18 protein-coding genes and 2 riboswitches are annotated in these 23623 nt (G+C 46.0%); of the genes, 14 read left to right on the top strand and 4 right to left on the bottom strand.

The window, feature by feature from the left end; all coding sequences use genetic code 11:
• The first annotated feature begins 60 nt into the window (after window positions 1-60).
• The 10 genes from LRR81_RS07435 (at window position 61) to LRR81_RS07390 (ending at window position 15353) form a co-directional block, all read left to right on the top strand.
• On the top strand, window positions 61-2079 hold the full coding sequence (locus LRR81_RS07435) for a catalase (RefSeq protein ID WP_231788718.1): 2019 nt from the start codon (window positions 61-63) through the stop codon (window positions 2077-2079).
• A 1230-nt stretch (window positions 2080-3309) separates the two neighbouring features.
• Entirely contained in the window at window positions 3310-3966 is a 657-nt protein-coding gene (locus LRR81_RS07430) for a 5-bromo-4-chloroindolyl phosphate hydrolysis family protein (RefSeq protein ID WP_231788717.1), read from the top strand.
• The gene (locus LRR81_RS07425; protein ID WP_231789081.1) at window positions 3950-4900 is read left to right on the top strand and encodes a toxic anion resistance protein; all 951 of its coding nucleotides are present in this window, start codon (window positions 3950-3952) and stop codon (window positions 4898-4900) included. The genes LRR81_RS07430 and LRR81_RS07425 overlap by 17 nt, the downstream gene beginning before the upstream one ends.
• A 144-nt stretch (window positions 4901-5044) precedes the next feature.
• Window positions 5045-5374: a YolD-like family protein gene (locus LRR81_RS07420; RefSeq protein ID WP_231788716.1), complete on the top strand. Its 330-nt coding sequence runs from the start codon at window positions 5045-5047 to the stop codon at window positions 5372-5374.
• Between the two features lie 20 nt (window positions 5375-5394).
• Window positions 5395-5754, top strand: coding sequence for a hypothetical protein (locus LRR81_RS07415; RefSeq protein WP_231788715.1), 360 nt, complete (start codon window positions 5395-5397; stop codon window positions 5752-5754).
• Window positions 5755-5832: 78 nt separating this feature from the next.
• Window positions 5833-7740 (top strand): oligoendopeptidase F, encoded by a 1908-nt coding sequence (gene pepF / locus LRR81_RS07410; RefSeq protein ID WP_231788714.1) that lies wholly within the window; start codon window positions 5833-5835, stop codon window positions 7738-7740.
• Window positions 7741-7870: 130 nt separating this feature from the next.
• On the top strand, window positions 7871-9997 hold the full coding sequence (gene recQ, locus LRR81_RS07405) for a DNA helicase RecQ (RefSeq protein WP_231788713.1): 2127 nt from the start codon (window positions 7871-7873) through the stop codon (window positions 9995-9997).
• A gap of 558 nt (window positions 9998-10555) precedes the next feature.
• Window positions 10556-10749: riboswitch (Lysine riboswitch) on the top strand.
• Window positions 10750-10846: 97 nt separating this feature from the next.
• Window positions 10847-12310 (top strand): amino acid permease, encoded by a 1464-nt coding sequence (locus LRR81_RS07400; RefSeq protein ID WP_231788712.1) that lies wholly within the window; start codon window positions 10847-10849, stop codon window positions 12308-12310.
• Between the two features lie 192 nt (window positions 12311-12502).
• Entirely contained in the window at window positions 12503-14686 is a 2184-nt protein-coding gene (locus tag LRR81_RS07395) for a sensor domain-containing protein (protein WP_231788711.1), read from the top strand.
• Between the two features lie 85 nt (window positions 14687-14771).
• Window positions 14772-15353 carry a YdeI/OmpD-associated family protein gene (locus LRR81_RS07390; RefSeq protein WP_231788710.1) on the top strand — a complete coding sequence of 194 codons (582 nt, stop codon included), beginning with the start codon at window positions 14772-14774 and terminating at the stop codon, window positions 15351-15353.
• Here LRR81_RS07390 and LRR81_RS07385 read toward each other — a convergent pair.
• Window positions 15344-15652: a hypothetical protein gene (locus LRR81_RS07385; RefSeq protein ID WP_231788709.1), complete on the bottom strand. Its 309-nt coding sequence runs from the start codon at window positions 15650-15652 to the stop codon at window positions 15344-15346. The genes LRR81_RS07390 and LRR81_RS07385 overlap by 10 nt on opposite strands.
• Window positions 15653-15811: 159 nt before the next feature.
• Between LRR81_RS07385 and LRR81_RS07380 the strand changes: the two genes are divergently transcribed.
• Window positions 15812-16798 (top strand): aldo/keto reductase, encoded by a 987-nt coding sequence (locus LRR81_RS07380; protein WP_231788708.1) that lies wholly within the window; start codon window positions 15812-15814, stop codon window positions 16796-16798.
• Between the two features lie 64 nt (window positions 16799-16862).
• Here LRR81_RS07380 and LRR81_RS07375 read toward each other — a convergent pair whose 3' ends face one another.
• The 3 genes from LRR81_RS07375 to LRR81_RS07365 all read right to left on the bottom strand — a co-directional run bounded on the left by LRR81_RS07375 (window position 16863) and on the right by LRR81_RS07365 (window position 19560).
• On the bottom strand, window positions 16863-17771 hold the full coding sequence (locus LRR81_RS07375) for a TIGR01777 family oxidoreductase (RefSeq protein ID WP_231788707.1): 909 nt from the start codon (window positions 17769-17771) through the stop codon (window positions 16863-16865).
• Between the two features lie 55 nt (window positions 17772-17826).
• On the bottom strand, window positions 17827-18957 hold the full coding sequence (locus tag LRR81_RS07370) for a DUF2628 domain-containing protein (RefSeq protein WP_231788706.1): 1131 nt from the start codon (window positions 18955-18957) through the stop codon (window positions 17827-17829).
• Window positions 18958-19074: 117 nt separating this feature from the next.
• Complete coding sequence (locus tag LRR81_RS07365) at window positions 19075-19560, bottom strand: QueT transporter family protein (protein WP_231788705.1); 486 nt, start codon at window positions 19558-19560, stop codon at window positions 19075-19077.
• An 8-nt stretch (window positions 19561-19568) separates the two neighbouring features.
• A riboswitch (PreQ1 riboswitch) is annotated at window positions 19569-19613 on the bottom strand.
• Window positions 19614-19795: 182 nt separating this feature from the next.
• On the opposite strand from LRR81_RS07365, the gene LRR81_RS07360 reads away from it, so the two are divergent.
• The 3 genes from LRR81_RS07360 to LRR81_RS07350 all read left to right on the top strand — a co-directional run bounded on the left by LRR81_RS07360 (window position 19796) and on the right by LRR81_RS07350 (window position 23620).
• Window positions 19796-20782 (top strand): LacI family DNA-binding transcriptional regulator, encoded by a 987-nt coding sequence (locus LRR81_RS07360; protein ID WP_231788704.1) that lies wholly within the window; start codon window positions 19796-19798, stop codon window positions 20780-20782.
• 37 nt (window positions 20783-20819) lie between these two features.
• Window positions 20820-22139 (top strand): ABC transporter substrate-binding protein, encoded by a 1320-nt coding sequence (locus tag LRR81_RS07355; protein ID WP_231788703.1) that lies wholly within the window; start codon window positions 20820-20822, stop codon window positions 22137-22139.
• Between the two features lie 143 nt (window positions 22140-22282).
• The gene (locus tag LRR81_RS07350) at window positions 22283-23620 is read left to right on the top strand and encodes a carbohydrate ABC transporter permease (RefSeq protein ID WP_231788702.1); all 1338 of its coding nucleotides are present in this window, start codon (window positions 22283-22285) and stop codon (window positions 23618-23620) included.
• Window positions 23621-23623: the final 3 nt, after the last annotated feature.

Below are 23623 nucleotides of genomic sequence, written 5' to 3'. Positions count from 1 at the left end.
AAAGAAAAAGGATGATTGCTTGTTTAGGATCGAATTTTTTGCCTTAAGGGAGGATGCAAGATGTCCAGCAAAAAAGATGAACAGCTTGAGCAGTATCGGGTAAAAGACGAAGGCCAGAAGCTTACGACGAACCAGGGTTTAAAGATGGCAGAGGATGAGTTCTCTTTAAAGGCCGGAGAACGCGGTCCTACCTTAATGGAGGATTTTCATTTCAGAGAAAAAATGACGCATTTTGACCATGAACGGATTCCGGAACGCATTGTGCATGCCCGCGGATATGCCGCTCATGGCGAATTTCAGGTTTACGAATCCATGAAAAAATATACAAAAGCAAAATTTCTGCAGGATCCGTCTGTAAAGACCCCTGTTTTTGTGCGCTTCTCCACTGTAGCAGGATCACGCGGTTCGGCTGAAACAGTCCGGGATGCGCGCGGTTTTGCCACAAAGTTTTATACAGAGGAAGGAAACTATGACTTGGTCGGCAACAACATTCCGGTATTCTTTATCCAGGATGCGATCAAATTTCCGGACTTAGTGCACGCATTAAAGCCTGAGCCTCATAACGAAATTCCGCAGGCAGCTTCAGCGCATGATACATTCTGGGATTTTATCGCCAACAATCAGGAATCTGCTCATATGGTGATGTGGGCAATGTCTGACAGAGCTGTTCCAAGAAGCTTCCGGATGATGGAAGGCTTTGGTGTACATACCTTCCGCCTTGTAAATGAAGAGGGGAAAGCCCATTTTGTGAAATTTCACTGGAAGCCGGTGCTTGGCACACATGGCCTTGTATGGGATGAAGCCCAGAAAATTTCCGGGAAGGATCCGGATTTCCACCGCCGCGACCTTTCTGAAGCGATTGAAAATGGCGACTTTCCTGAATTCGAGCTTGGCATACAAGTAGTCGAGGAAAAAGACGAATTCAATTTTGACTTTGACCTTTTGGATCCAACAAAGCTCTGGCCAGAAGAGGATATTCCTGTGAAAATTGTCGGAAAAATGACTTTGAACCGGAACGTGGACAATGTGTTTGCAGAGACTGAACAGGTGGCTTTTCATCCGGGACATGTCGTGCCGGGAATTGATTTCACAAATGATCCGCTCCTGCAAGGACGCTTGTTTTCCTACACAGATACCCAGCTGATCCGCCTTGGCGGCCCGAATTTTCATGAGCTGCCGATCAACCGTCCGGTCTGCCCGTTTTTTAACAACCAGCGCGACGGCTACGGGCGCCATACAATCAACGTTGGACAAGTCAGCTATCATAAAAACTCCCTTGCCGGGAACACGCCTGCTCCTGCAAGTGAGGCAGAAGGCGGCTACTCCCACTACCAGGAAAAGGTGGAAGGCCGTAAAGTCCGCAAAAGAAGTGAAAGCTTCAAGGATCACTTTTCACAGGCAACGCTTTTCTGGAACAGCATGAGCGAGCCTGAAAAAGAACACATTATCGAAGCCTTCAGCTTTGAACTCGGCAAAGTGGAAAGCCCTTCAGTCCAGCAGCAGGTCGTGGACATGTTTGTCAACGTGAGCCCTGATCTTATACGTCCAGTCGCTGAGGCAATCGGAGCGAAAGTACCTGAAGGAACCGGAACTGGTGTTACCAAATCCTCTCCGGCGCTCAGCATGGAAAATACGAAGAAAAAGCCAGATACAAGAAAAGTCGGCGTTGTTGCAGGCGACGGCTTCGGAAAAGAAGCAGCGGAAGTTGTGGAGGCGTTGAAGGCGCGGGGACTTCAGCCGGAAGTGATCAGCAACAAGCTTGGTCAGCTGAAAGGAGCCGATGGAACAGAGCTTAAGGTAAAGCACACGTTCCTTACTTGTGACTCTGTCTTGTTTGATGCCCTGTATGTAGCAGGCGGAAGCAATGAAAGCAAGAAGTTCCAGCAGGACGCAGCTTACTTTATCATGGAAGCCTTCTCCCACTTTAAGCCAATCGGGGCAACAGGTGAAGGAGGAAAATACCTTGAAAAGTTCGCAGGCAGTCCAGGAATCGTGACTGGAAATGATACAGTAGGCTTTGCTGATTCATTCATCAGCGCAGTTGCAGCGCACCGTCATTGGGATCGGGAGCTGGTATAAAGGAGAGGCAGAAGGAGCGATTGCTCCTTCTGCTCTTTTTGTTTGAGAGGGGACTTTGTAACCGGCCGTTGGTGAAATTAAAGGGTGTTTTGGCGAATATGAGAGGCGGTTAGGTGAATATGTGCTTGAGAATGGCGAATATATGGGCAGGTTCAGTGAATATGGAAGAGAGCCAGAGTTGAAAAAGGAATTTTCACTTTATAAAAGGGGATTTTGCGGCTCTCTGTAGGCAGCTGGGTTCACTGATCTGGCTCAAAATTCAGAGCAGTTCCTTGTAACCGGCCGTTGGTGAAATTAAAGGGTGTTTTGGTGAATATGAAGGCCGGTTTCGTGAATATGTGGTGGAGATTGGTGAATATATGGGCTGGTTCGGTGAATATCGCGGAGAGCCATAGTTGAAAAAGGAGTTTTCACTTTATAAAAAGGAATTTTGCGGCTCTCTGTAGGCAGCTAGGTTCACTGATCTGCCTCAAAATTCAGTGCGGATCCTTGTAATTGGCCGTTGGTGAAATTAAAGGGTGTTTTGGTGAATATGAAGGCCGGTTTCGTGAATATGTGCTGCAGATTGGTGAATATAAGAGCTGGTTCGGTGAATATGGGGGAGAGCCAGAGTTGAAAAAGGAATTCTCACTTTATAAAAGAGGATTTTGCGGCTCACAATAAGGCGGTTGGGTTCAATGATCTGGCTCAAAATTCAGTGCGGGTCCTTGTAACCGTCCGTTGGTGAAAACTAAGGATGTTTTTTGGCGAATTTTAGAGCCGGTTTTGCTTTTTGGGCAGCTATAAAAGATGAATATACACCCTATTTAAACTTAAGTTATAGAAAAAAGCTAAGTCCCCACACCTGTTGATTGGAGCAGCAGGCGGGAGACTCCTGCGGGAGTGCAAGTGACGGGAGACCCCGCAAGAGCGCAGCGATGAGGAGGCTCCCGCACTGCCCGCGGAAAGCGGACGCCTGCAGCGGAAATCAACAGCTAATTTTAAAAGAGAACTTTACAAAAATAACGCGTTGTATGCTTAAAACTCCAGACAGCTCTTTTTCATTCCCTCCAACTAAGCCTCAAGTCTTACTCCAACTACACTCAAAGGCCATTCAAAAAATCCTCCCGCTCCGCTATAGTAAAAAGGAAGATCGTGGTATTCTATAAGTAGCGAAACTTAACAGACAATGGAGCCGTAATAGTTAGAAAGCCATATTCAAATTCTCTTCACTAAAGAGGTGTGGAATAGATGAACCGGTTTATGACAGTTTTTGCAGGAACGTCCCTCGCGATCCCGGTATCGTTTGCCGTATGGCTGACGAGCACGATTTTTTTCCATCAGCCGTTTCTCATTGATGCCGGCATCGGTCTTGCGGGCGGTGCGGCAAGCTATGGAACTTTATCAGCTGTGAGAAAGCAGAAGTTTTTGACAAGGAATCAGCTGAGCAGAAAAGAATACAATTTTATCAGCAAAAATTTAAAAGAGGCGAGCAAAAAAATCTGGCGGATGAACAGAGCGCTCGTTTCTGTCCGAAGCGTGTCAAAGCTCAGGCAGCGCCTTGATCTCATTCACTCCGCACGAAAAATCCACCGTCTATGCCTGAAAGAGCCGAAGCGTTTTTACGCAGCTGAGCCTTTTTATTACAAGTATCTTGATTCGGCCGTAGAGCTTTCTGAAAAATATGCGTTCCTGTCCTCACACCCAAGCAAAACATGGGAGCTTGAAGAATCATTGCGGGAAACAAGCTACATTTTAAAGGAGCTTTCTTATTCAATAGAGAAAGTGCTGCAGCAGATGATTGCGGAGGATGTGGAGCGGCTGAACTTCGAAATGAAGGTAGCCAAGCATTCCTTAAAGGAATCTTTTCTTGATGAGAGTGTGAAGTTTGATGACCGGATTAAATAATTCGGAAACCATGCCAGAGGCGTTTCGGCTGAAGGCCATGAAGCTGGCAGAAATGATGAATGAAAAAGATCATCAAGGGCTGGTCCGATTTGGTGCAGAAGAGCAAAAAAAGCTGGCCGCTTTTGCGAATACGATGCTGAACCAGGTCAGAAAGCAGGATGTGAGCGATGCGGGCGGAATGATCGGCGATCTCACGGCAATGCTTCAGGACATCGATCCAGATGATTTAATGGAGAAAAAGGCTTCCTTTATAGGACGCCTTTTTCGTAAATCACCTCCGCGTTCTCAGGAAATTCTCTCGCGTTTTCAAAAGACCGGAGCGCAGATTGACCGGCTTGGCATCCGCCTTGAAATGAGCCAGTCAGCCCTCCTCGCAGACATTGATGTGCTGGAACGGCTTTACGAAGCCAACCAGCAATATTATGAATCATTAAATCTGTATATCGCAGCAGGGGAGTTGAAGCTTCGAGAGGTGCAGGACCGGATCGAGCTGAATGGAAGCGAAGAGGATTCAGAATTTGCCGAGCATCTTGAGAAGCGGCTGTTTGATTTGAAAGTCAGCCGAGAGATTGCCAGGCAAAGCGCCCCGCAAATCAGGATGATTCAAAAGGCGAACCACATGCTTGCAGAAAAAATTCAATCCTCCATTATGACGCTGATTCCGCTGTGGAAGAACCAGGTCACCATTGCCCTCAGCCTTGCGAGGCAGAGTCTTGCGGCAAATGCGGAGGCACAGGCAGGAAAAGCAAGCGAGGCACTCGCCGGCCAAAATAAAATGCTTTTGGAAATCGAATCCTTAAAGAGGAACCAGCTTAACCTCTTGTCAAGCCTTGAAGAAACCGGGCAGATGGAGAGGGAAGGCCGCATGAAAAGAGAGCAGGCCGAGCAAAAGCTGATGCATTTTGGCGAAGGGGATATAAACCCGCTGCAATGAAAGAGACAGGAATCCAAAACGGAATCCTGTCTCTTTTTTAGCTGGCAGATGTAAATTTATTTCAAAATAGGTTTTACATTTTCAAAAAAGGATAATATATTATTAGAAAAGAGAACATATATTCGTATATTGAAGGTGAATGTTTTGATTAGAGACCGCAATAATATTAAATGGGTAAGCATGATGCTTCCGGAGCATGTGAAGATGGCGAAGGAGCTGTTTCATGATCTCGAAAAGGAAGAAAAGCCTGAGATGGATGAGATGCGCATAGAGGAATTGGAGCAGGTTATTTTGAAGAGCTATGCCGATTCAGTGCCGATTGCTGTGACTGTCTGGGAGGATGGCTTTTTCACGGACTGTTCAGGCACAGTAAAAAAGATCGATCAAATCCATCTTAAAATGACGCTGGAAGAAAAATCAGGCTTCGTCCGGAATATTCAGTTTCAATACATTACAGATGCCAGGTCTCTATAAAAGCAGGAGAGGGAAATGCCATGAAAGCCCCGATACCTCAGTATGAAGAAGATCTTGTCTATGAGTATATTTACCGCGTTTACTTGATTGATGAACTGGAGAGGCATCGGCTATATTTTGAAAAGATGCATTTTAAGATTCCTGAGCCTTATATGGATTTTATTGATGTGCGGCTGAAGGTGCTGAGAAATGAAGTCCGGAGCATGAAACTGGAGATGCGCCAGTTAAAGATTAAAGTGCTGGATCCTGAAACAGACGGTATTTTTTCAGAGTACAAGTATTTTGCCCACGGCTATGAAGCAAGCTTCCGCTTTTGGGAGGCAGCGATGCGGCTGGAAGGAACGCGAAGATTAACCTCTTATTTTTTTACAGGAAAGTAAGCCTTATATTTTTGGATGGAATTGGCATCCTATGGTCAATACACTTTTTAAAAAATTGACATAGGCGGAGGATGCCAAATGAAAAAACCAATCGCTGCCGTTTTTGCAGCAGCAGCCATCGCATTTGCGGCTGCCGGGCCGTTAAACGCGCTGAAAGCACCTGCCGTCAGTGCGAAAGAACAGGAAAAATACACAGACAGGGCCTCCATTCCAGAGCAGTACAAATGGAAGCTTGAAGACATGTACAAGTCAAAGGAAGCCTGGGAAGCTGATGTAAAAAAGGCTGAGGCTTTGTCCGCCGAATTGAAGAAAAATTATCAGGGGAAATTGAGGAGATCAGCACTGGAGCTGAAAAAGGCTCTTGACGCTTATTCTGCCCTTTCCATTAAAGCAGGAAAAGCTTATATCTACGCAAAGCTGTCTTTTGACGCCCATCAATCAAGCAGTCAATTGCAGATCATCGCCGACAGAGCAGAAAAAATGAACGCGGAAATCGCTGCGAATACGTCCTGGTTTAACCCGGAGCTTGTGAGTATTGAGAACTCAAAAATCCAGCGGTTTTTAAAAGAAAAAGGAATGGCGCCGTACAGATACAGCATTCTTGAGGCGATCCGAACGAAGGCGCATACCCTTTCCAGCCAGGAGGAAGAACTGTTTGCCAAGCTATCGCCTTTAAGCGGCACAGGCTCGTCCTTTTTTGAAATGCTTTCCAAAGATGTGAAGCTGCCGAGGATTAAAGATGTGCGCGGAAAAGAAGTGCTTCTGACCCGCTCAAATTATACACACTACATGGAAAGCAAAAACAGAGATGTGCGAAAACAGGCATATGAAGCGTACTACCGCACACTCAGCACATTTCAGGATTCCTTTGCTCAGTCTCTTGCTGCACAGGTAAAAGGCCATAATATCAATGCAGAGGTCAGGCATTACAAATCAGCCGCAGAAGCTTCCATCACATCAGACAATGTGCCTGTAAAGGTATATGATCAGCTCATCGCCTCTGTCCATAAAGGCTTGCCGCTTCTGCACCGCTACATGGAGCTGAAAAAGAAGCTGCTCGGTGTTGATGAGCTTCACATGTATGATATGTACACGCCGATCGTGAAAACAGATCATACGTACATCCCGTATGAAAAAGCGAAAAAAATAGTGCTCGACGGGCTGGCGCCGATGGGCAAAGAGTACACCGATATTTTGAAAAAAGCCTTCAGCGAGCGCTGGATTGATGTGTATTCTACAGACGATAAAGCATCAGGCGCTTACCAGTGGGGCTCCTATGACACTCATCCGTACGTGCTGCTTAACTATCAAGGAACAAAGGACGATGTTTCAACGATTGCCCACGAGCTCGGCCATGCTGTTCACTCTTATTTATCGAACCGTAACCAGCCTTATCTAAATGCGGGCTATGCGACCTTTACAGCAGAAACGGCTTCGACGTTGAACGAAGCACTGATGTGGGACAGTGAGTACAAACAGGCAAAAACAAAAGCAGAAAAACTATATCTGCTGAACCAGCGGCTCGAAGATTTCCGCACAACCCTGTTCAGGCAAACCCAGTTTGCTGAATTTGAAAAGCAGATTCATGAGCTGGATCAAAAGGGTGAATCGCTGAATGCGGAAACGCTGAAAAACGTTTATGGAAGCCTGAATCAGAAATATTACGGCAAGGCCATGGTGAAAGATAAAGAAATTCCGCTGGAATGGGCGCGCATTCCTCACTTTTACAACCATAATTTTTATGTATATCAGTATGCGACAAGCTTTGCGGCATCTGCTGCTCTTTCCAAACAGATTGAAGGACAGGGAGCACAGGCAGTACAGCGGGTGAAAAATAATTTCCTGTCTGCAGGCGGATCAACAGACCCTGTGAGCATTTTAAAAGCTGCCGGGGTAGATATGTCGTCTTCCAAGCCGATAGATGAAGCCATGCAAGTGTTCAAGGAAACGCTAGATGAAATGGAAAAACTGATCAGCGAAAAATAAGAAATGGGTCCCGGCATGCAGCTGCCGGGATTTTACTTTTTCCCTTCCAAAACTGGATTTCCCTGTTTTGCCTGATTGGAGGATTCCTTCTATAATGAATGGAGAGTGTTATGGACGGGAGGAAATTAGAATGAACGGAAAAGCTCTTGAAATGCTTCAGAAGCATTATGGTTATTCAGCGTTCAGGGAAGGGCAGGATGCGGCAATTTCATCTGTGCTTGCAGGGACGGATACGCTTTGTGTCATGCCGACAGGCGGAGGGAAATCGATTTGCTATCAAATTCCCGCGCTTGTTTTTGAAGGAACAACGATTGTGATATCTCCGCTGATCTCACTTATGAAGGACCAGGTGGATGCCCTCCTGCAGGCGGGTATTCCAGCGGCTTACATTAACAGCTCGCTCAGCGGCCGGGAAGCGGCTGACAGGCTGGAAACAGCGAGACAGGGAGGGTATAAGCTGCTTTATATCGCGCCTGAGCGGCTTGAGTCCTATGAATTTATGGAAGAGCTGAAGGAACTTCAGATTCCAATGGTTGCGATTGATGAAGCACACTGCATCTCCCAATGGGGCCATGATTTCAGACCGAGCTATCAGCGGATCCAGCGCATGACAGAAGCGCTGCCGAAAAAGCCGATCGTGCTCGCCCTCACAGCGACAGCAACGCCAAAGGTGCGCGAAGACATTTGCCGCTCTCTGCAAATACAAGAAGAAAATACTGTTTTGACCGGATTTGAAAGGGAAAATCTCTCTTTTACTGTTGTGAAAGGACAGGACAGGCTCCGCTTTTTGAAGGACTATATTAAAAAGAATGAAAAAGAAGCCGGCATTATTTATGCCGCAACAAGAAAAAATGTCGACCAGCTGTACGAGCGGCTGAAAAAAGAGGGCATCCAGGCAGGCCGCTATCATGCCGGCATGAGCGACGGAGACAGAATGAGCGAGCAGGAGGATTTTCTTCAGGACCGGACAGCGGTTATGGTCGCTACCTCTGCGTTCGGGATGGGGATTGATAAGTCCAATATCCGTTATGTCATCCATTTTCAGCTCCCGAAAAACATGGAAAGCTACTACCAGGAAGCAGGACGTGCCGGCAGGGATGGCCTTGACAGCGAATGCATCGTGCTGTATTCCTCGCAGGATGTTCAAGTGCAGCGGTTTTTAATCGATCAATCCAGCGACAGAAGCCGCATGTCCCAGGAGCTTGAAAAGCTTCAGGGAATGGTGGATTATTGCCATACGGAAAAATGCCTGCAGCAATTTATCGTCCGCTACTTTGACAGCACAGACATTCCGCCGTGCGGAAGATGCGGCAACTGTACAGATCAAAGAGAAAGCGAAGACGTGACAAAAGATGCTCAAATGGCACTTTCCTGCATTATCCGCATGGGACAGAAAAAGTTCGGGAAGTCGCTTGCTGCTCAGGTGTTGACAGGCTCTAAAAATAAAAAAATCCTCGATCTTGGCTTTAATCAGCTTCCGACTTACGGCATCATGAAAGAAAGAACAACAAAAGATGCCACCGAATTTATTGAGTTCCTTATTTCCCAGGAATTGATTGCCGTTGAGCACGGCACCTATCCGACAATTTATGTGAGAGAAGAAGGAAAAGCCGTCCTGCTTGGCAATGGTACAGTGCGGCGCAAAGAAGCGCTCCGCACCCGGGAAGTATCTCAGGATGATCCGCTGTTTGAGGAGCTGCGCGCAGTCCGGAAAGACATTGCCGGAAAAGAAGGCGTGCCGCCGTTTGTTATTTTTGGGGACAACGCCCTGAAAGATATGTGTGCCAAGCTGCCTGAGACAGAGGAAGAATTTTTACAGGTATCAGGCGTTGGGGAGCATAAGCTGGCCAAATACGGACAGCCATTTATCTCTGCTATCCAAAGCTTTAAAAAAGAACATCCGGAACGGGAAGCAGCAACAGGAACTAAAGAAGTGAAAAAGCCTGCGAAGAAGCCAGTCGCCAACTCTCATCTGGAAACGTTCGCTCTTTATCAGGAAAACCTCACCATCGCTGAGATCGCCAAAAAACGGGAGCTTTCCCCGATGACGATTGAAAATCACCTGCTGCAGTGCATCCAGGAGGGCAGGGAGATCACTATGCAGGACGTGATTCCTGACGATATTTTGCCGCAGATTGAAGCAGCGGTGAATGAGGCAGGGCCGGAAAGACTGAAGCCAATTAAGGAACTGCTTCCTGATGAGGTGAGCTATTTTATGATTAAGGTTTATTTGCATGCGATGAGGACGACTGCGTAAGGAAAAGGAAGAATCCGGCAACTGCGATGAAGATTTCTTCTGGATAGAAAATAAGATGTTTTCGAAGGGTGTTGCTTTTAAATAGAGTTGTTTTTGCTGTTAAAGACCAGAATGGTCAATTAGGACATAGGTAGAAGCCTGTCTGAACCTACTTTATGCGCGGGTTTCAGGGATTTATGCGCGGGTTTCAAGGTTTTGTGCGCGCATTTTGCCTCTTATGCGCCTTCCCGGCCTGCATCCGCTTAGCTCCATAGTCCATATACGTCCATATACTTGTGTAAAAACAAATAAGGGTCACACCATCCTCTTGTTACAATGTTTTCGACCAAGAAAACGTAATAGGAGGAATGGATGCGACCCAACTTAATCTTACCCTAAATATCGAGGATTTAAAAGATCAACTCATCAGCTCTGACCTGGGCGCCGAAATCCAAGTCGATCCAAAATCTATCATGCAGACATCGAACCTTGTAAAAATTTCTTATTGCACCCACTCTCCTAAACTAGTATAATCAACCCATTACCGAATACAATTGCATATTTAAATCCTCATCATTCCGATGGGGTAGAGGTCGCGGTACTTATCAGTAAAACGGACGAGATGCAGAGAACATCTGTGACTCCGCTTTGAAAGGAACTACCGCCGAAATTCTGGCTTGTCTCTTAAAAGCTATGAATTGGGGCTGTCTCCGAACAGGAACAGAACTGTCGCGTTTACGAATAACCGGTAAGCGTGGTGAGCTACTAACGGAAGGCATGAGGCGGTCAATATAAATCCGTCGTCATAATGCATGGCGGCTTTTTTTATTTCGCGCTCCTTCCGACACATCAGAAAGGAGTGTTTTTTTTATGGAAAACACTGCAAAAGCAACTCCGGCGCCAGGAAATGGTGCGCCAAATGAACTGAAGCGCGGCCTGAAAACCCGCCATTTAACGATGATTTCCCTTGGGGGCACAATAGGGACAGGCTTGTTCCTTGCGAGCGGAAATTCCATCTACACAGCTGGACCTGGGGGAGCGCTGCTCGCTTACGGACTGATTGGTATTATGGTGTATTTCCTGATGACCAGTCTTGCTGAGATGGCGACTTACATGCCTGTTGCCGGATCCTTCAGCACCTATGCTTCGAAATTTGTTGATCCTTCCTTCGGCTTCGCGCTCGGATGGAACTACTGGTATAACTGGGCGATTACGATTGCAGCAGAGCTTGCAGCGGTTACCCTGATTATGAAATTTTGGTTTCCTTCAACTCCATCCTTTATCTGGAGCGGAATTTTCCTGATCATCATGTTCTTATTGAATTATTTATCTGTTAAAGGCTTTGGAGAAGCGGAATATTGGTTCTCTATTATTAAAGTTGTCACGGTTATTGTTTTTCTTATCCTTGGGGCACTGATGATTTTCGGTATTCTCGGCGGAGAGGCTGTTGGGTTTAAAAACTTTACGGTGGCTGATGCTCCGTTTCACGGCGGTTTCTTAACAACACTCGGCGTTTTCATGGCGGCTGGGTTCTCCTTCCAAGGGACAGAGCTCCTCGGGGTTGCTGCCGGTGAAACAGAAGATCCTAAAAAAAGCATTCCAAAAGCGATCAAGAGCGTGTTCTGGCGCATCTTGCTCTTTTATATTCTTGCTATTTTTGTTATCGGTCTATTAATTCCTTTTACAAATGAAAACCTGGCAAATGGTGATGTAACGGTGAGTCCGTTCACCCTTGTTTTTGATAAAGTCGGGATTGCTTTTGCCGCTTCTATAATGAACGCGATTATTCTAACAGCTGTTTTGTCTGCAGGGAATTCCGGGATGTACGCTTCCACACGTATGCTTTGGGATCTTGCGAGAGAGGGAAAAGCGCCGAAATTTCTTGCCAAGCTTGATAAAAGAGGCGTTCCTGTTAACTCACTGATTGTTACAGCTGCTGTCGGGGCGATTGCCTTTTTTGCATCGCTCTTTGGAGATGGCGTCATTTACACTTGGCTCCTCAATGCATCAGGGATGTCCGGATTTATTGCCTGGCTTGGCATTGCGATCAGTCACTACCGTTTTAGAAGAGCTTACGCTGCCCAAGGGAAGGATTTGAACGATCTGCCGTATAAGGCGAAATGGTTCCCGTTCGGCCCGATCTTTGCCTTTGTATTGTGCGCGATCGTCATCCTCGGCCAGAACTATCCGGCTTTTACAAGCGGAAACGTTGACTGGTACGGGATTGCCGTATCCTATATCGGGCTTCCGCTCTTCCTGATCGTATGGCTTGTTTATAAAGTAAAAACAAAATCAAAGCTGATTCCTTTGAAAGAATGCCAATTTGAAGATTAAGAGAAAAACGTGCAGCTGTCGTTGATGGCTGCACGTTTTTTAAAAGGGTCATCCATTTTACCTGCATATAAAAAAACTGCCTAGATTGAAAATTCTGTATTGTAAGGCTTCTCTTAATTTGGTATGTTTAATAAAAACTGTCGAAATATGGATGAAATAGGGAGAAAAGACCTTAAAAAGGGGCAGGGGAAATTGGGTATTTTTAGAGGGGTTCTGACACAGAAAAAGAAGTTTATCAGCATCATGAGTATCATCGTTCTTGCCGAGCTAACAGGGTCCATCCTGTTCTCTGCTAATTTTGCCGCTGATCTGATACTGGATTTGCTGCTTTGCCTGTTGGTTGTGTTCCTTTGCTTTGGCGTTTTTAACAAAAGAAAAAAGTCCGATGAACTGCAGCAGAGCGAGCAGAGGCTGAAACATGTATTTGATGCCTTGGATGTGGCGATTTGGTCACATGACTTAGTAAACGACACTCTTTGGATGAATCCGGGGATTGAAAAATTATACGGCTATCCTTTGAAAGCGTTCTACAGAAATAAAGCGCTGTGGAAGGATGTAATTTATTCCGAGGATCTTCCGCTGCTTGAAGAGAGGGCGGCCCATCTCCAAAAAGGGGAGCCCTTCACGAGCCAGTATCGGATCGTCAGGCCTGACGGAGAAATCCGCTGGATTATGGACAGAGGGGTTCCGACGCTCGATCCTAAGGGTGATCTGATTGATTTTAACAGCGTGCTGTTTGATATTACGGACCGGAAAGAAAGTGAAGAGCGGTACAGAAGTCTTGTGGAGATGTCTCCTGATTTTATTGCGGTGTGCAGCAGGGACAGGATTGATTATATTAACGAAGCGGGGCGGCGTTTGTTTGGCGGAGATTTAATCGGCAAACCTGCCGCAGCCCTTCTTCCTGAGGCCCTTCTTTTAAAAATGAAAGAAACAGAGGGCAAAAGCCAATTCGAATATGAAGCTGTCCGATCGGACGGGACAGCTATTACGGCCGAAATGGCCTCCATGCCGATTCACTATGAAGGCAGAGAGGCGCGCCAGATAGTAGGAAGAGACATTTCGGAAAGAAAAGAAACAGAACGCATGATTCACCATATGGCTTACTTTGATGCATTAACAGGGCTTCCAAACCGGAACATGTTCCGAAAGCGCGTCGGGGAAGCACTGAAAAGCAGAAGTGAGCAAAAGCTCGCTGTGCTGTTTCTCGATCTGGACCGCTTCAAAATGATCAATGACACGAAGGGCCATACAGCAGGCGATTCGATCCTGAAAATTGTTGCAGAAAAGCTTGTGAAAGCAGCTGGTGCAGAAGGCATGGTGTCCAGGCACAGCGGCGACGAATTTATCATTCTTCTTGAAAATGCCGAAAGGGAGCAGGCAGCACAGACTGCCCAGAGAATCATAGAGGAACTGTCTTCGCCTATTGAAGTAAACAGCCAGCCGTTTTTTATCACAGCAAGCATCGGCATCAGCACTTATCCGTATGACGGGTTTGATGAGGAAATGCTCACAAAGCAGGCAGATACAGCAATGTACCAGGCGAAAGAAAAGGGTAAAAACAATTATCAGTTTTACTCCGCAAAGCTTCAGGGGCAGTCACTGCGAAAAATGGAGCTTGAAAATGGATTAAGAAAAGCCATGGAAGATGAAGAGCTTGTGCTTTACTACCAGCCGCAGGTTGATCTTGAAACAGGGAGCCTCACAGGTGCGGAGGCCTTGATCCGCTGGCATGGACCAGATGGCTTTATCCAGCCGCTTGAGTTTATCCCGCTCGCGGAAGAGACAGGCCTTATTGTTCCGCTTGGAAAATGGATTTTGGAAAGGGCCTGCACGGAGGCTGTTATATGGAAGAAAAACACCGGAAAAGACGTGCCGGTTGCAGTCAATATTTCAGCACGGCAGTTTCTTGAGGATGATTTCGCAGAATCTGTGATGGATATTCTGGAGCTAACAGGGCTTCAGCCTTCAAACCTTGAGCTTGAAATTACAGAAAGCATCATGCAGGACATTGACCGATCTTCAAAAATTTTAAAGAAGCTGAAAGAAACAGGAGTCAAAATTGCGATCGATGACTTTGGCACAGGATATTCTTCACTCAGCTGCCTGAAATACTTGCCGATTGACCGCATTAAAATTGATAAATCCTTTGTTGATGATATAACAAGCACCAGCAGGGGAGCCATGGTCAAAACAATTATCGACATGGGAAGCAATCTTGACTTTGACGTTATTGCCGAAGGAATCGAATCAGAGGAGCAGGCTGTCTTTTTGAGAGAGCATTCCTGCCTGACAGGGCAAGGGTACTTATACGGAAAGCCTGAGCCTGCTGAAGAACTGATGAAAAAGCTTAAGGAGCCAGTGCTTTTGAGCTGATGCAAAAAGAGCCATTCTTTGAAGGAGAATGGCTCTTTTTTATGGAAAGAGTATGTAAAAAGATGGAATGGGAGGACTGTATCAGATGGAGCAATTAGACGGATTGCCGCTTTTGCTTTGTTCTACTCAAGATGACTGGGGAAAGTGGCTGGATGAAAATTATGAGCAGCCAAAGGGCATCTGGCTGAAAATAGCGAAAAAGAACGCGGCGGAAGCATCCGTTTCCTATCAGGAGGCATTGGAGGAGGCGCTGTGCTTCGGCTGGATTGACGGTCAGAAAAAATCCTTTGATGAAGAGTACTATCTTCAAAAGTTTACACCGAGACGAAAAAGAAGTGTATGGTCCAAGGTGAACAGGGAGAAAGCGGAAAAGCTTCTGGCGGCTGGGAAAATGAAACAGAGCGGCATCAAGGAAATGGAGGCGGCAAAGGCAGACGGCAGATGGGAAGCAGCGTATGCCCCGCAAAGCAATTTTGAGATTCCAGAAGATTTTCAGACTGAGCTGACAAAAAACAGCGAGGCAAAAGCATTTTTTGAAACACTCAACAAAAGAAACAAGTATGCCATGTGCTACAGAATACAATCAGCGAAAAAGGCGGAAACAAGGCAGGCGAGAATTCGCCAGTTTGTCGAGATGCTGAATAACAAGGAGATGCTTTATCCCTGAATGCGCTTTTTTCTGAAAGCGGCAATTAAATAAAGGGCCAGCAGAGCAATCATTGCAGCGAGAAACCAAGTCATTTGGTTTAAGGCGGGGAACACAATAAAGAACAATCCTAAAAGCATATGGAAATACCGCTGTAAAGGGTCTTTCGCATAAAGGAGGAATCCTTCGATAATAAGGAGAACTCCGAAAATCGCAAGCAGGATGGCTTTCGTTGCTAAATGATCGCTTCCGAGTGCGAAAAGAGAGTAAAAAACAAAAACGGTTAGGATAACTTTTAAAACAGAGAACCAAATTTTCATGCTGTCGCTCCTTATAAAAGGTAGTACATTCATTATTCAGCAACTTCCATTAAAATACAATATAAATCTTTTTGATGCCTACGCAAGAGGTTCATTTTTCCAGAGAGAGGGAAAATAATAGTTTGTATGCTTAATCGAAAAAGAAAGGATGAACACAGAATGCAAAAGAGAACGTTGGGTAAAAGCGAACTCGAGGTTTCGGCACTGGGACTTGGCTGCATGGGCATGTCCGATTTCTACAGCGGACGCGATGATGAGGAATCCATTCAGACCCTTCACAGAGCCATTGAACTTGGCATTACTTTCTTTGATACAGCAGATATGTACGGCGTTGGAAAAAATGAAGAGCTTGTCGGCAAGGCGTTAAGAGAAAAGCGGAATGACGTGATTATTGCGACGAAGTTTGGCAATGTCAGGGGAGAAAACGGCGAGTTTCTCGGCATAAACGGAAAGCCGGAATATGTGAAGCAAGCCTGTGAGGACAGTCTCCGCCGGCTTGGAATCGATCATATCGACCTCTATTATCAGCATAGGGTTGACCCTGAAACACCGATCGAAGAAACAGTAGGTGCCATGGCAGAACTCGTCAAAGAAGGGAAAGTCCGCTATCTTGGGCTTTCAGAGGCAGGACCAGAAACAATCCGGAAAGCCTATGACGTGCATCCGATTACCGCCTTGCAGACGGAGTACTCCTTATGGAGCCGGGATGTGGAAGATGAAATCCTTCCAGTAACCCGCGAGCTTGGCATTGGCTTTGTTCCTTACTCACCGCTTGGGAGAGGCTTCCTGACAGGACAGATTCGGAAATTTGATGACCTGGCTGAAGATGATTACCGCCGCTTTTCACCGCGCTTCCAGGGTGAAAATTTTCAAAAGAATATTGATCTCGTCAACAAAATTAAAGAACTGGCAGAAGAAAAAGAAGTCAAGGCCTCTCAGCTGGCACTGGCCTGGCTCCTCGCGCAAGGTGAGGACATTGTGCCGATTCCGGGCACAAAACGGAGAAAATACCTTGAAGAAAATGCAGGAGCAGTTGACGTCAAGCTCTCAGATGATGACCTGAAGCGCATTGATGAAGTGGCGCCTAAGGGTGCTGCTGCAGGAGGAAGGTATCCTGCAGAGGGGATGAAGGCGGTTAATCGGTAAGAAAAAGAGCCCAGCCAATAAGAAGCGGAAAGAGCCTCCCATTTGGAGAGGCTCTTTTTTGCAGTTATACCAGTTTTCTGAGCGTCTCCTCCAAATCCCTATGCTTAAAAACAAACCCTTCATCAAGCCACCTTTTCGGCATGCATTTCCTCCCGGTAAGCGCGAGGCTTGGTTCTGTCCGCATCACGGCGTACGCGCCAAGCCAGACGAGCGGGGATGGAGCAGGCGGGGCCCACCTTTTTCCCATGGCTTTCCTGAGAGCCGCCATAAATTCTTTGTTGGTGACAGGGGAGGTTCCGGTTGCGTTGTATACACCCTTCACTTCAGGATTTTCGATCGCTTCGAGGAACATCCTGTTCAAGTCTTCGAGATGCAGCCAGCTGATGTACTGCTTGCCTGAGCCGACAGTCCCGCCGAGATTCATTTTTGCAAGCTTCATAAGGGGTTCTAGTGCGCCGCCATTTTTGCCGAGGGCAAACCCGATTCGAAGGAGCACCTGCCTTGTGTCGGGTAAAGGATTTGCAAAAAAGGCATTTTCCCATTTTTCGCATACTTCAACGGAAAACCCTGTGCCGTGCGGCGAGCTTTCTTCCCGTAGCTCCCGTGTATCGCCGAAGATGGCAAGAGAGCCTGCCTGAACGAAAACATCCGGAGGATTCTCGCAGCCTTCTATTGCTTCTTTTAAGACACGGACAGAATCCAGCCGCGAGGAAAGGATTTCTTCTTTGTTGGCCTTCGTATAAATGCAGTTAACGCTTTTCCCCGTAAAATTAACCACAGCATTTGCGCCTTCAAGCTCATTTTTCCATGCATCCAATCGGGCGGCGTCCCATTGAACATAGCGGATGCCGTTTGCTGATTTAGCCGGACCTCTTGATAAGATAACAGGTTCGTATCCTTTGCCCAGCAAGTATTCAGCCAGTGCCATTCCTAAAAATCCGGAGCCGCCGGGAAGAATGATTTTTTCACCCATAAGAACTCTCCTTTCTCTAATAAGAAAGCACTCCGAATTGCCGGAATGCTTTTTCTCAATAGGCCTCTTTTGTGCTCCAGGTGAGATCCTCGGCAAACGCCAAGTTTCCCTGTTCAGGCTCATAAAGATCTTTCGGAATATTGCAGGCTGCCACAATATTGCCGACAGTTCCGTTTTTTAAATCGTGATAAAAATCAGCAAAGTCCTGCCGGTCAAAATAAAGATGCCATGTATCGCCCGGCTCCGCATCAGGAGGGGTTACTTCGACAGAGAAATAATCCGCTTTTTCCTCTGCAAAGCCGTACCCGTAATAGCTGCTGAGTGCTGCCTTGCCGGCGATAGCAAAGTCCTGATCAAGATTTGCCTTCAAATTCTGCTGGACATCATCAGCTGTCAGTGATATTCCGTTGTCTGTCATATACTCATCCATCGCTTCCCCAATGGTTTGCCCGCTGTAGGCGGAAGAATCATTCCATATGCTGGGGGCGACAGTGGTCTCTGAGTCACTCAGGCTGAAAAAAATATATAAAAACGTTCCGGCAGCAACCAGTAAGATTAAGATAAACTGCACGGCTGCAAGAATGGAAACACCGATCCAGCTTGTTCCGCCTGCTTTGGCGATTTCCCCTTGAATCAACTCAGGGCGGCTATGGTACAGACTTTTAATATCGGCAATTTTCTTTTTCGCATGCCTGTAATAAAAGTAGTTCCCGTAGATCCCAAAGATAACCATCAAGGCTATTCCAAGGATGCTCACCACAATCGTAGTTAGGAGATTAACCGCATCTCCCATAAAACGAAAGGGAAGAGTAAAGATGTTCAGCACAACGGAAATGCCTGCAAAGATGAAGAACAGCGCATACATCTTTCTGTAAAGCAGCCAGTATCCGCTTAAAAAGAACGAGGCCCAGTTCCAGCCTGCTTTGTTTCTCGCACTCTCCCATTTGCGGTGATACACTTCCGCGTTGGGGCCGGTAAAGAGGGTGAGCTCCTCTTCCTCTGTTAAGCTCCGGGGTTCTTCCGTTTCCTCTGGTACAGCTTCTTTTTCTAAATGGATGCTTTTATGAACAGCATCAGGTTCATTTTCTTCATGCCCGTTTACCGCTCTTTTCTCCACAGGAGCTCCGCAGTTTGAGCAAAAGTTCGCATCCAGCTCCAATGGTTCTCCGCAATGACTGCAATACATTCCCGCACCTCTTTCGCTATGCCAATATGTCCTGCTTTCAGTATAGTATAGGAAGCTCTTTTTTCACTACAAAAAACTTCCTTTTATATTAAAAAAAGCCTGCAGGGCTGCAGGCTGTTAAACGCGGTCTTTAAACTTCAATTTTCTGTTCAGCGCTGTAACCAGCGGGATGCCAAGCAGCATGACAGCAAGCTCGCACAAGGCCGTTGAAAGCCATGTTGCAAAGAACGGCAAATCTAATGCCAGGTTCAATTCCCATGCAACCAAAATCATGGAAACGGAAAATACCGCCGTATTAATAAGCATTCTGACAAGATAGCTGCTTACAAACTTAGAAACGGCAATGGTAATGGCGAGCGCGATCACAGACTGGCCCAAACCGAACACAAGATCATAAACACCGAGCGGTGAAAACAGGTTCGTAATGAAAACACCAATAATAATTCCGAAGAAATACTTTTTGTTGAATACGACAAGATGATTGAACATTTCCCCGAGGCGGAACTGAAGTGCTCCAAATGTGAGAAGGGGAGTAAGAGCAAACGAAAAAGCAATATACAATGCGGCCAGTATACCGCTTGTTACAATGGTTTTTAATCTCAAAACGATTTCTCTCCTTAGTTTTTTTACGTGGGAGGGTCTCGAACCACGTTTTTTGAACACTTCATTATAGTACAGCCTTTCCGTTAAGTAAATGGAAATACATACTATGAAAGCGCTTAATATTTTCGTAAAAAAATGTTGAACTTCCTCTCAATATAGCATACAATTTTATTGAAAACGATTTCAAGAAATCGATTTCAAAGTGGATGGGAAGGAGGAAAAGAAGGGGGAATAAATGGCGACGATTTCTGATGTAGCGAAATTGGCAGGACTGTCACGCTCAACTGTATCAAGGGTTCTGAACAACTATCCTCACGTTTCTGAAGAAAAAAAGAAGCTTGTGACGGAGGCAATGAAAGAACTTGAGTACTATCCCAATTCTTCAGCCCGCATCCTGAGAAGCCAGAAGACGAATACCATCGCTGTCTTTATCCCGATGCTGACGAATCCTTTTTTCTCCTACTTGCTTGAAGGCATTGATACTGTCGCCACCGAAAACGGATTTCGCCTGCTAGTATGCCAGACGAGATACAATCCGGAAAAAGAATTGCAATATTTCAAACTACTAAAATCAAAGCAAGTGGACGGCATTATCCTGACTTCTATTGAAAACAGCTGGAATGATATTAAGGGGTATGCTTCTTGCGGACCTGTAGTGATCTGCAATGAGTACGCTGCAGGGGCAAATGTTCCAAATGTCAGGCTTGATCAAGTATATGGGGGCTACATAGGGACAAGGCATCTGATTGAGAAAGGCCACCGGCGCATCGCTTACTGCCGTGGAAGCTTTCAAAGCGGGATTGCGAAAGACAGAGAGAAAGGCTATCAGCAGGCCATGACGGAATACGGACTGACGATAGAAGAGGGCTGGTATTTCCGGACAGCTGCCGATTATCATGACGGAAAGCGTGTCATGCGGCAAATGTTTGACATGAGAGAGCGCCCGACAGCAGTCTTCACAGGAAGCGACCAGGTCGCTGCCGGCATCATCTTTGAAGCAAAACAGCTGGGACTGAATGTTCCGCAGGATATAGCTGTAATCGGTTTCGATGATCAGCCGATCGCCGAAATGATCGTGCCGCAAATAACAACGATTCGCCAACCTGTTCACGAAATCGGAGAAAGTGCAATGCGGCTTATGATCAGCATCATTCTTGAAAGGGAGGCGCCGGATAAAAAACCGCCGCTCGGTCTTGATTTAATTGTAAGGGCTTCCACTTAAATAACTGAAAAATTACATTTTTCGAAAAGGGGTAATTATGAATCTCTTAAAAAAATCTAAATTCGTTGTATTGGCAGGTTCACTTGCTTTAGCGCTTGCCGGCTGCTCCGGCAATAATTCTTCAAGTTCTTCTACTCCTGATAATAAGAGCGGAGATAAAGAAGCTACGAAGGACAATCCAGTCACACTCGTTTATTCACGCGGCAAGGACGTGACACAGGGCACAACCAAAATGGTTGAAGCATTTGAAAAATCCCATCCAAACATTAAAATCAAATTCCGCGAAATGCCTTCCGATACAGGACAGCAGCATGACGCTTATGTAACAGCCTTCAATTCAAAATCCTCTGAAATTGACGTATTTGACCTTGATGTCGTGTGGCCGGCAGAATTTGCCCAAGCAGATTACCTGCTTCCGCTTGACCGCTATGTTCAAAAGGATAACGTCGACCTGGATGCTTACAACCAGGGAGCTCTTGCAGCAGGCCAATACAACGGCAAGCAATGGACCATTCCTAAATTCATTGACGCCGGTCTTCTTTTCTACCGCAAAGACCTTGTGAAAGAAGATGAAGTTCCAAAAACTTGGGATGACCTGATCAAGCTTGCGAAAGAGAAAAAAGGACAGGGCGGCACAAAATTCGGCTACGTCTTCCAGGCAAAGCAGTATGAAGGACTTGTGTGCGACGCGATGGAATTTGTTGCTTCCTACGGCGGACAATTTGTGAACGAGAAAAACGAGGTTGTCGTAAACAGCCCTGAAACAATCAAAGGCTTGAAAAAGCTGGTTGAAATCGCTAAATCTGATTTTGTTCCTAAAAACGTAACGAACTTTACAGAAATTGAATCTGACCAGGCGTTCATCGAAGGCCAAACCGCTTTCCTCCGCAACTGGCCATATGAATTTGCAAGCGCCAATGACAAATCCAAGTCCAAAATTGCAGACAAAGTCGGAATCGCTCCGCTTCCTGCAGGTGACAAAGGTTCTGCAGCAACTCTAGGCGGCTGGCAGGCAGGCATCAACAAAAACACGAAGCATCCAAAAGAAGCATGGGAATTCCTGAAGTATATGGCTGGAGCTGAAGGCCAGAAAATTGACGCTGTCTTTGGCGGCCATGCACCAACAATTCTTAGCCTTTACGATGACAAAGAAGTATTAAAAGCAAACCCTACATTCGGCGACAAAGGCTTTCAGGAAGGTTTGAACGCAGCTGTTCCGCGTCCTGTAGCAGCAAACTACCAGGAAATTTCTCAAATCATCCAAATCGAAGTTTCCAAAGCGATTTCCGGTTCTGAAACAGTGGAAGAAGCTGTGAAAAACATGGAAACGCAAATGAAAGCAAAAATCAAAGCGTAATACTTGATCGGAGGCTGGTTGAAGCTAGTTCTTCAGCCGGCCTCCTGTTTTTATGAAACCACTTTTTCCATAAATTTTAAGAAAAGATTCCAACCTATCTTTTCTTAAACTTTGTTGAGAAGCGAAATTAAGGGAGTGAGAAAATGGAAGTAATGCCGCCGAAGCTGAACAAGGAACCTGCTCCAAAAACGAAGAAAAAACCAAAATCCCGCACTCAGAAAACGGGGTATGTTTTGGTTGCACCATCGCTGATTCTCATTCTTGTCATTGCCATCTGGCCCGTTATTCAGTCCTTTTACTACAGTTTATTTGATCTCAGATTAAATGAACCGACAAAATCGACCACTACGTTTGAGTACCGTCTGGATCTAAACCGTTATTTAAATACGTTCCCATTTTTAATCAGCGGATTGGACAATGAAATTAAAAAAGGACATGCTGCTGATCAATTGACTGACATGAAGGACAGACTGGAAGCAATTGATTCCAATATTCAAAGCAATCCGGAAACAAAGAAAAAATATGATTCTATTAATGATAAACTCCTGAATTTTGAATCTATCAATCCGAATGAAGCTATTGCCAGCATTGACTCGGCTTCAGCAAAAAAACTCATCAGCGAAACAACGGATATCACCGCAAAACTGAAAGCTGTCAATGCGGAAACTAAGCTTGATCAGGGCAGCAAGCTGATCGGCTTGTCGCAAGGAATGTCCCAGGTTATGCAGGAGCCGAACTTCATCGGCTTTAAAAACTACGCAAATTATCTGACAGGATCAAGAACATGGCATGCTTTAGGCAATACGCTATTCTTTACTGTCGTATCTGTCGGTGTTGAGCTTGTCATCGGGCTCGGAATCGCTCTCTTAATCAATAAAGCCTTCTTTGGAAGAGGATTAATCAGGGCAACGATTCTTATTCCATGGGCCATCCCGACAGCCGTATCCGCCCTCATGTGGAAGTTTTTATATGACGGCCAGAACGGGATTGTAGCGAAAATTTTTGAAACGCTTCACCTTGTACCTGATATGGCGAATCTTTTGACAACCGCACAAGGCGCAATGTTTTCTGTTATCTTTACAGATGTTTGGAAAACAACACCGTACATGGCGCTTCTGCTTTTGGCAGGCCTGCAGACCATTCCTGCGTCCCTTTATGAGGCTGCAAGCATTGACGGGGCAACAAAATGGAAGCAGTTCACAAAAATTACCCTGCCGCTTTTAAAGTCAAGCCTGCTCGTCGCTCTGCTGTTCAGGACGCTTGATGCATTCCGTGTGTTTGACTTGATCTACGTGTTAACCGGCGGAGGACCGGCAAACTCGACCGAAACGATTTCTTCCTTTGCGTATCAGGTGATGTTCAGCCAGCAGAAGTTCGGAGAAGGATCAACCATTTCGGTTATCGTGTTTGTCTTTGTCGCCATCATCTCCATGATCTACATCAAGTTCCTCGGAAGGGACTTGCTGAATGATGGCAAGTAAAGG

Source organism: Metabacillus kandeliae, assembly GCF_021166585.1.
GTDB classification, from domain to species: Bacteria; Bacillota; Bacilli; order Bacillales; family Bacillaceae; genus Metabacillus_B; species Metabacillus_B kandeliae.
Note: the sequence above shows the minus strand (reverse complement) of the source record. Positions and strands in the feature narration are given on the sequence as shown.

What these genes read in the sequence shown, in the direction of transcription:
- LRR81_RS07350 (WP_231788702.1), top strand. Translation starts at nt 22,283, where the DNA reads ATGGAAGTAATGCCGCCGAAGCTGAACAAGGAACCTGCTCCAAAAACG.
- LRR81_RS07415 (WP_231788715.1), top strand. Translation starts at nt 5,395, where the DNA reads ATGAAAGCCCCGATACCTCAGTATGAAGAAGATCTTGTCTATGAGTAT.
- LRR81_RS07430 (WP_231788717.1), top strand. Translation starts at nt 3,310, where the DNA reads ATGAACCGGTTTATGACAGTTTTTGCAGGAACGTCCCTCGCGATCCCG.
- LRR81_RS07435 (WP_231788718.1), top strand. Translation starts at nt 61, where the DNA reads ATGTCCAGCAAAAAAGATGAACAGCTTGAGCAGTATCGGGTAAAAGAC.
- LRR81_RS07390 (WP_231788710.1), top strand. Translation starts at nt 14,772, where the DNA reads ATGGAGCAATTAGACGGATTGCCGCTTTTGCTTTGTTCTACTCAAGAT.
- LRR81_RS07385 (WP_231788709.1), bottom strand. Translation starts at nt 15,652, where the DNA reads ATGAAAATTTGGTTCTCTGTTTTAAAAGTTATCCTAACCGTTTTTGTT.
- LRR81_RS07400 (WP_231788712.1), top strand. Translation starts at nt 10,847, where the DNA reads ATGGAAAACACTGCAAAAGCAACTCCGGCGCCAGGAAATGGTGCGCCA.
- pepF (WP_231788714.1), top strand. Translation starts at nt 5,833, where the DNA reads ATGAAAAAACCAATCGCTGCCGTTTTTGCAGCAGCAGCCATCGCATTT.
- LRR81_RS07375 (WP_231788707.1), bottom strand. Translation starts at nt 17,771, where the DNA reads ATGGGTGAAAAAATCATTCTTCCCGGCGGCTCCGGATTTTTAGGAATG.
- LRR81_RS07360 (WP_231788704.1), top strand. Translation starts at nt 19,796, where the DNA reads ATGGCGACGATTTCTGATGTAGCGAAATTGGCAGGACTGTCACGCTCA.
- LRR81_RS07425 (WP_231789081.1), top strand. Translation starts at nt 3,950, where the DNA reads ATGACCGGATTAAATAATTCGGAAACCATGCCAGAGGCGTTTCGGCTG.
- recQ (WP_231788713.1), top strand. Translation starts at nt 7,871, where the DNA reads ATGAACGGAAAAGCTCTTGAAATGCTTCAGAAGCATTATGGTTATTCA.
- LRR81_RS07370 (WP_231788706.1), bottom strand. Translation starts at nt 18,957, where the DNA reads ATGTATTGCAGTCATTGCGGAGAACCATTGGAGCTGGATGCGAACTTT.
- LRR81_RS07355 (WP_231788703.1), top strand. Translation starts at nt 20,820, where the DNA reads ATGAATCTCTTAAAAAAATCTAAATTCGTTGTATTGGCAGGTTCACTT.
- LRR81_RS07380 (WP_231788708.1), top strand. Translation starts at nt 15,812, where the DNA reads ATGCAAAAGAGAACGTTGGGTAAAAGCGAACTCGAGGTTTCGGCACTG.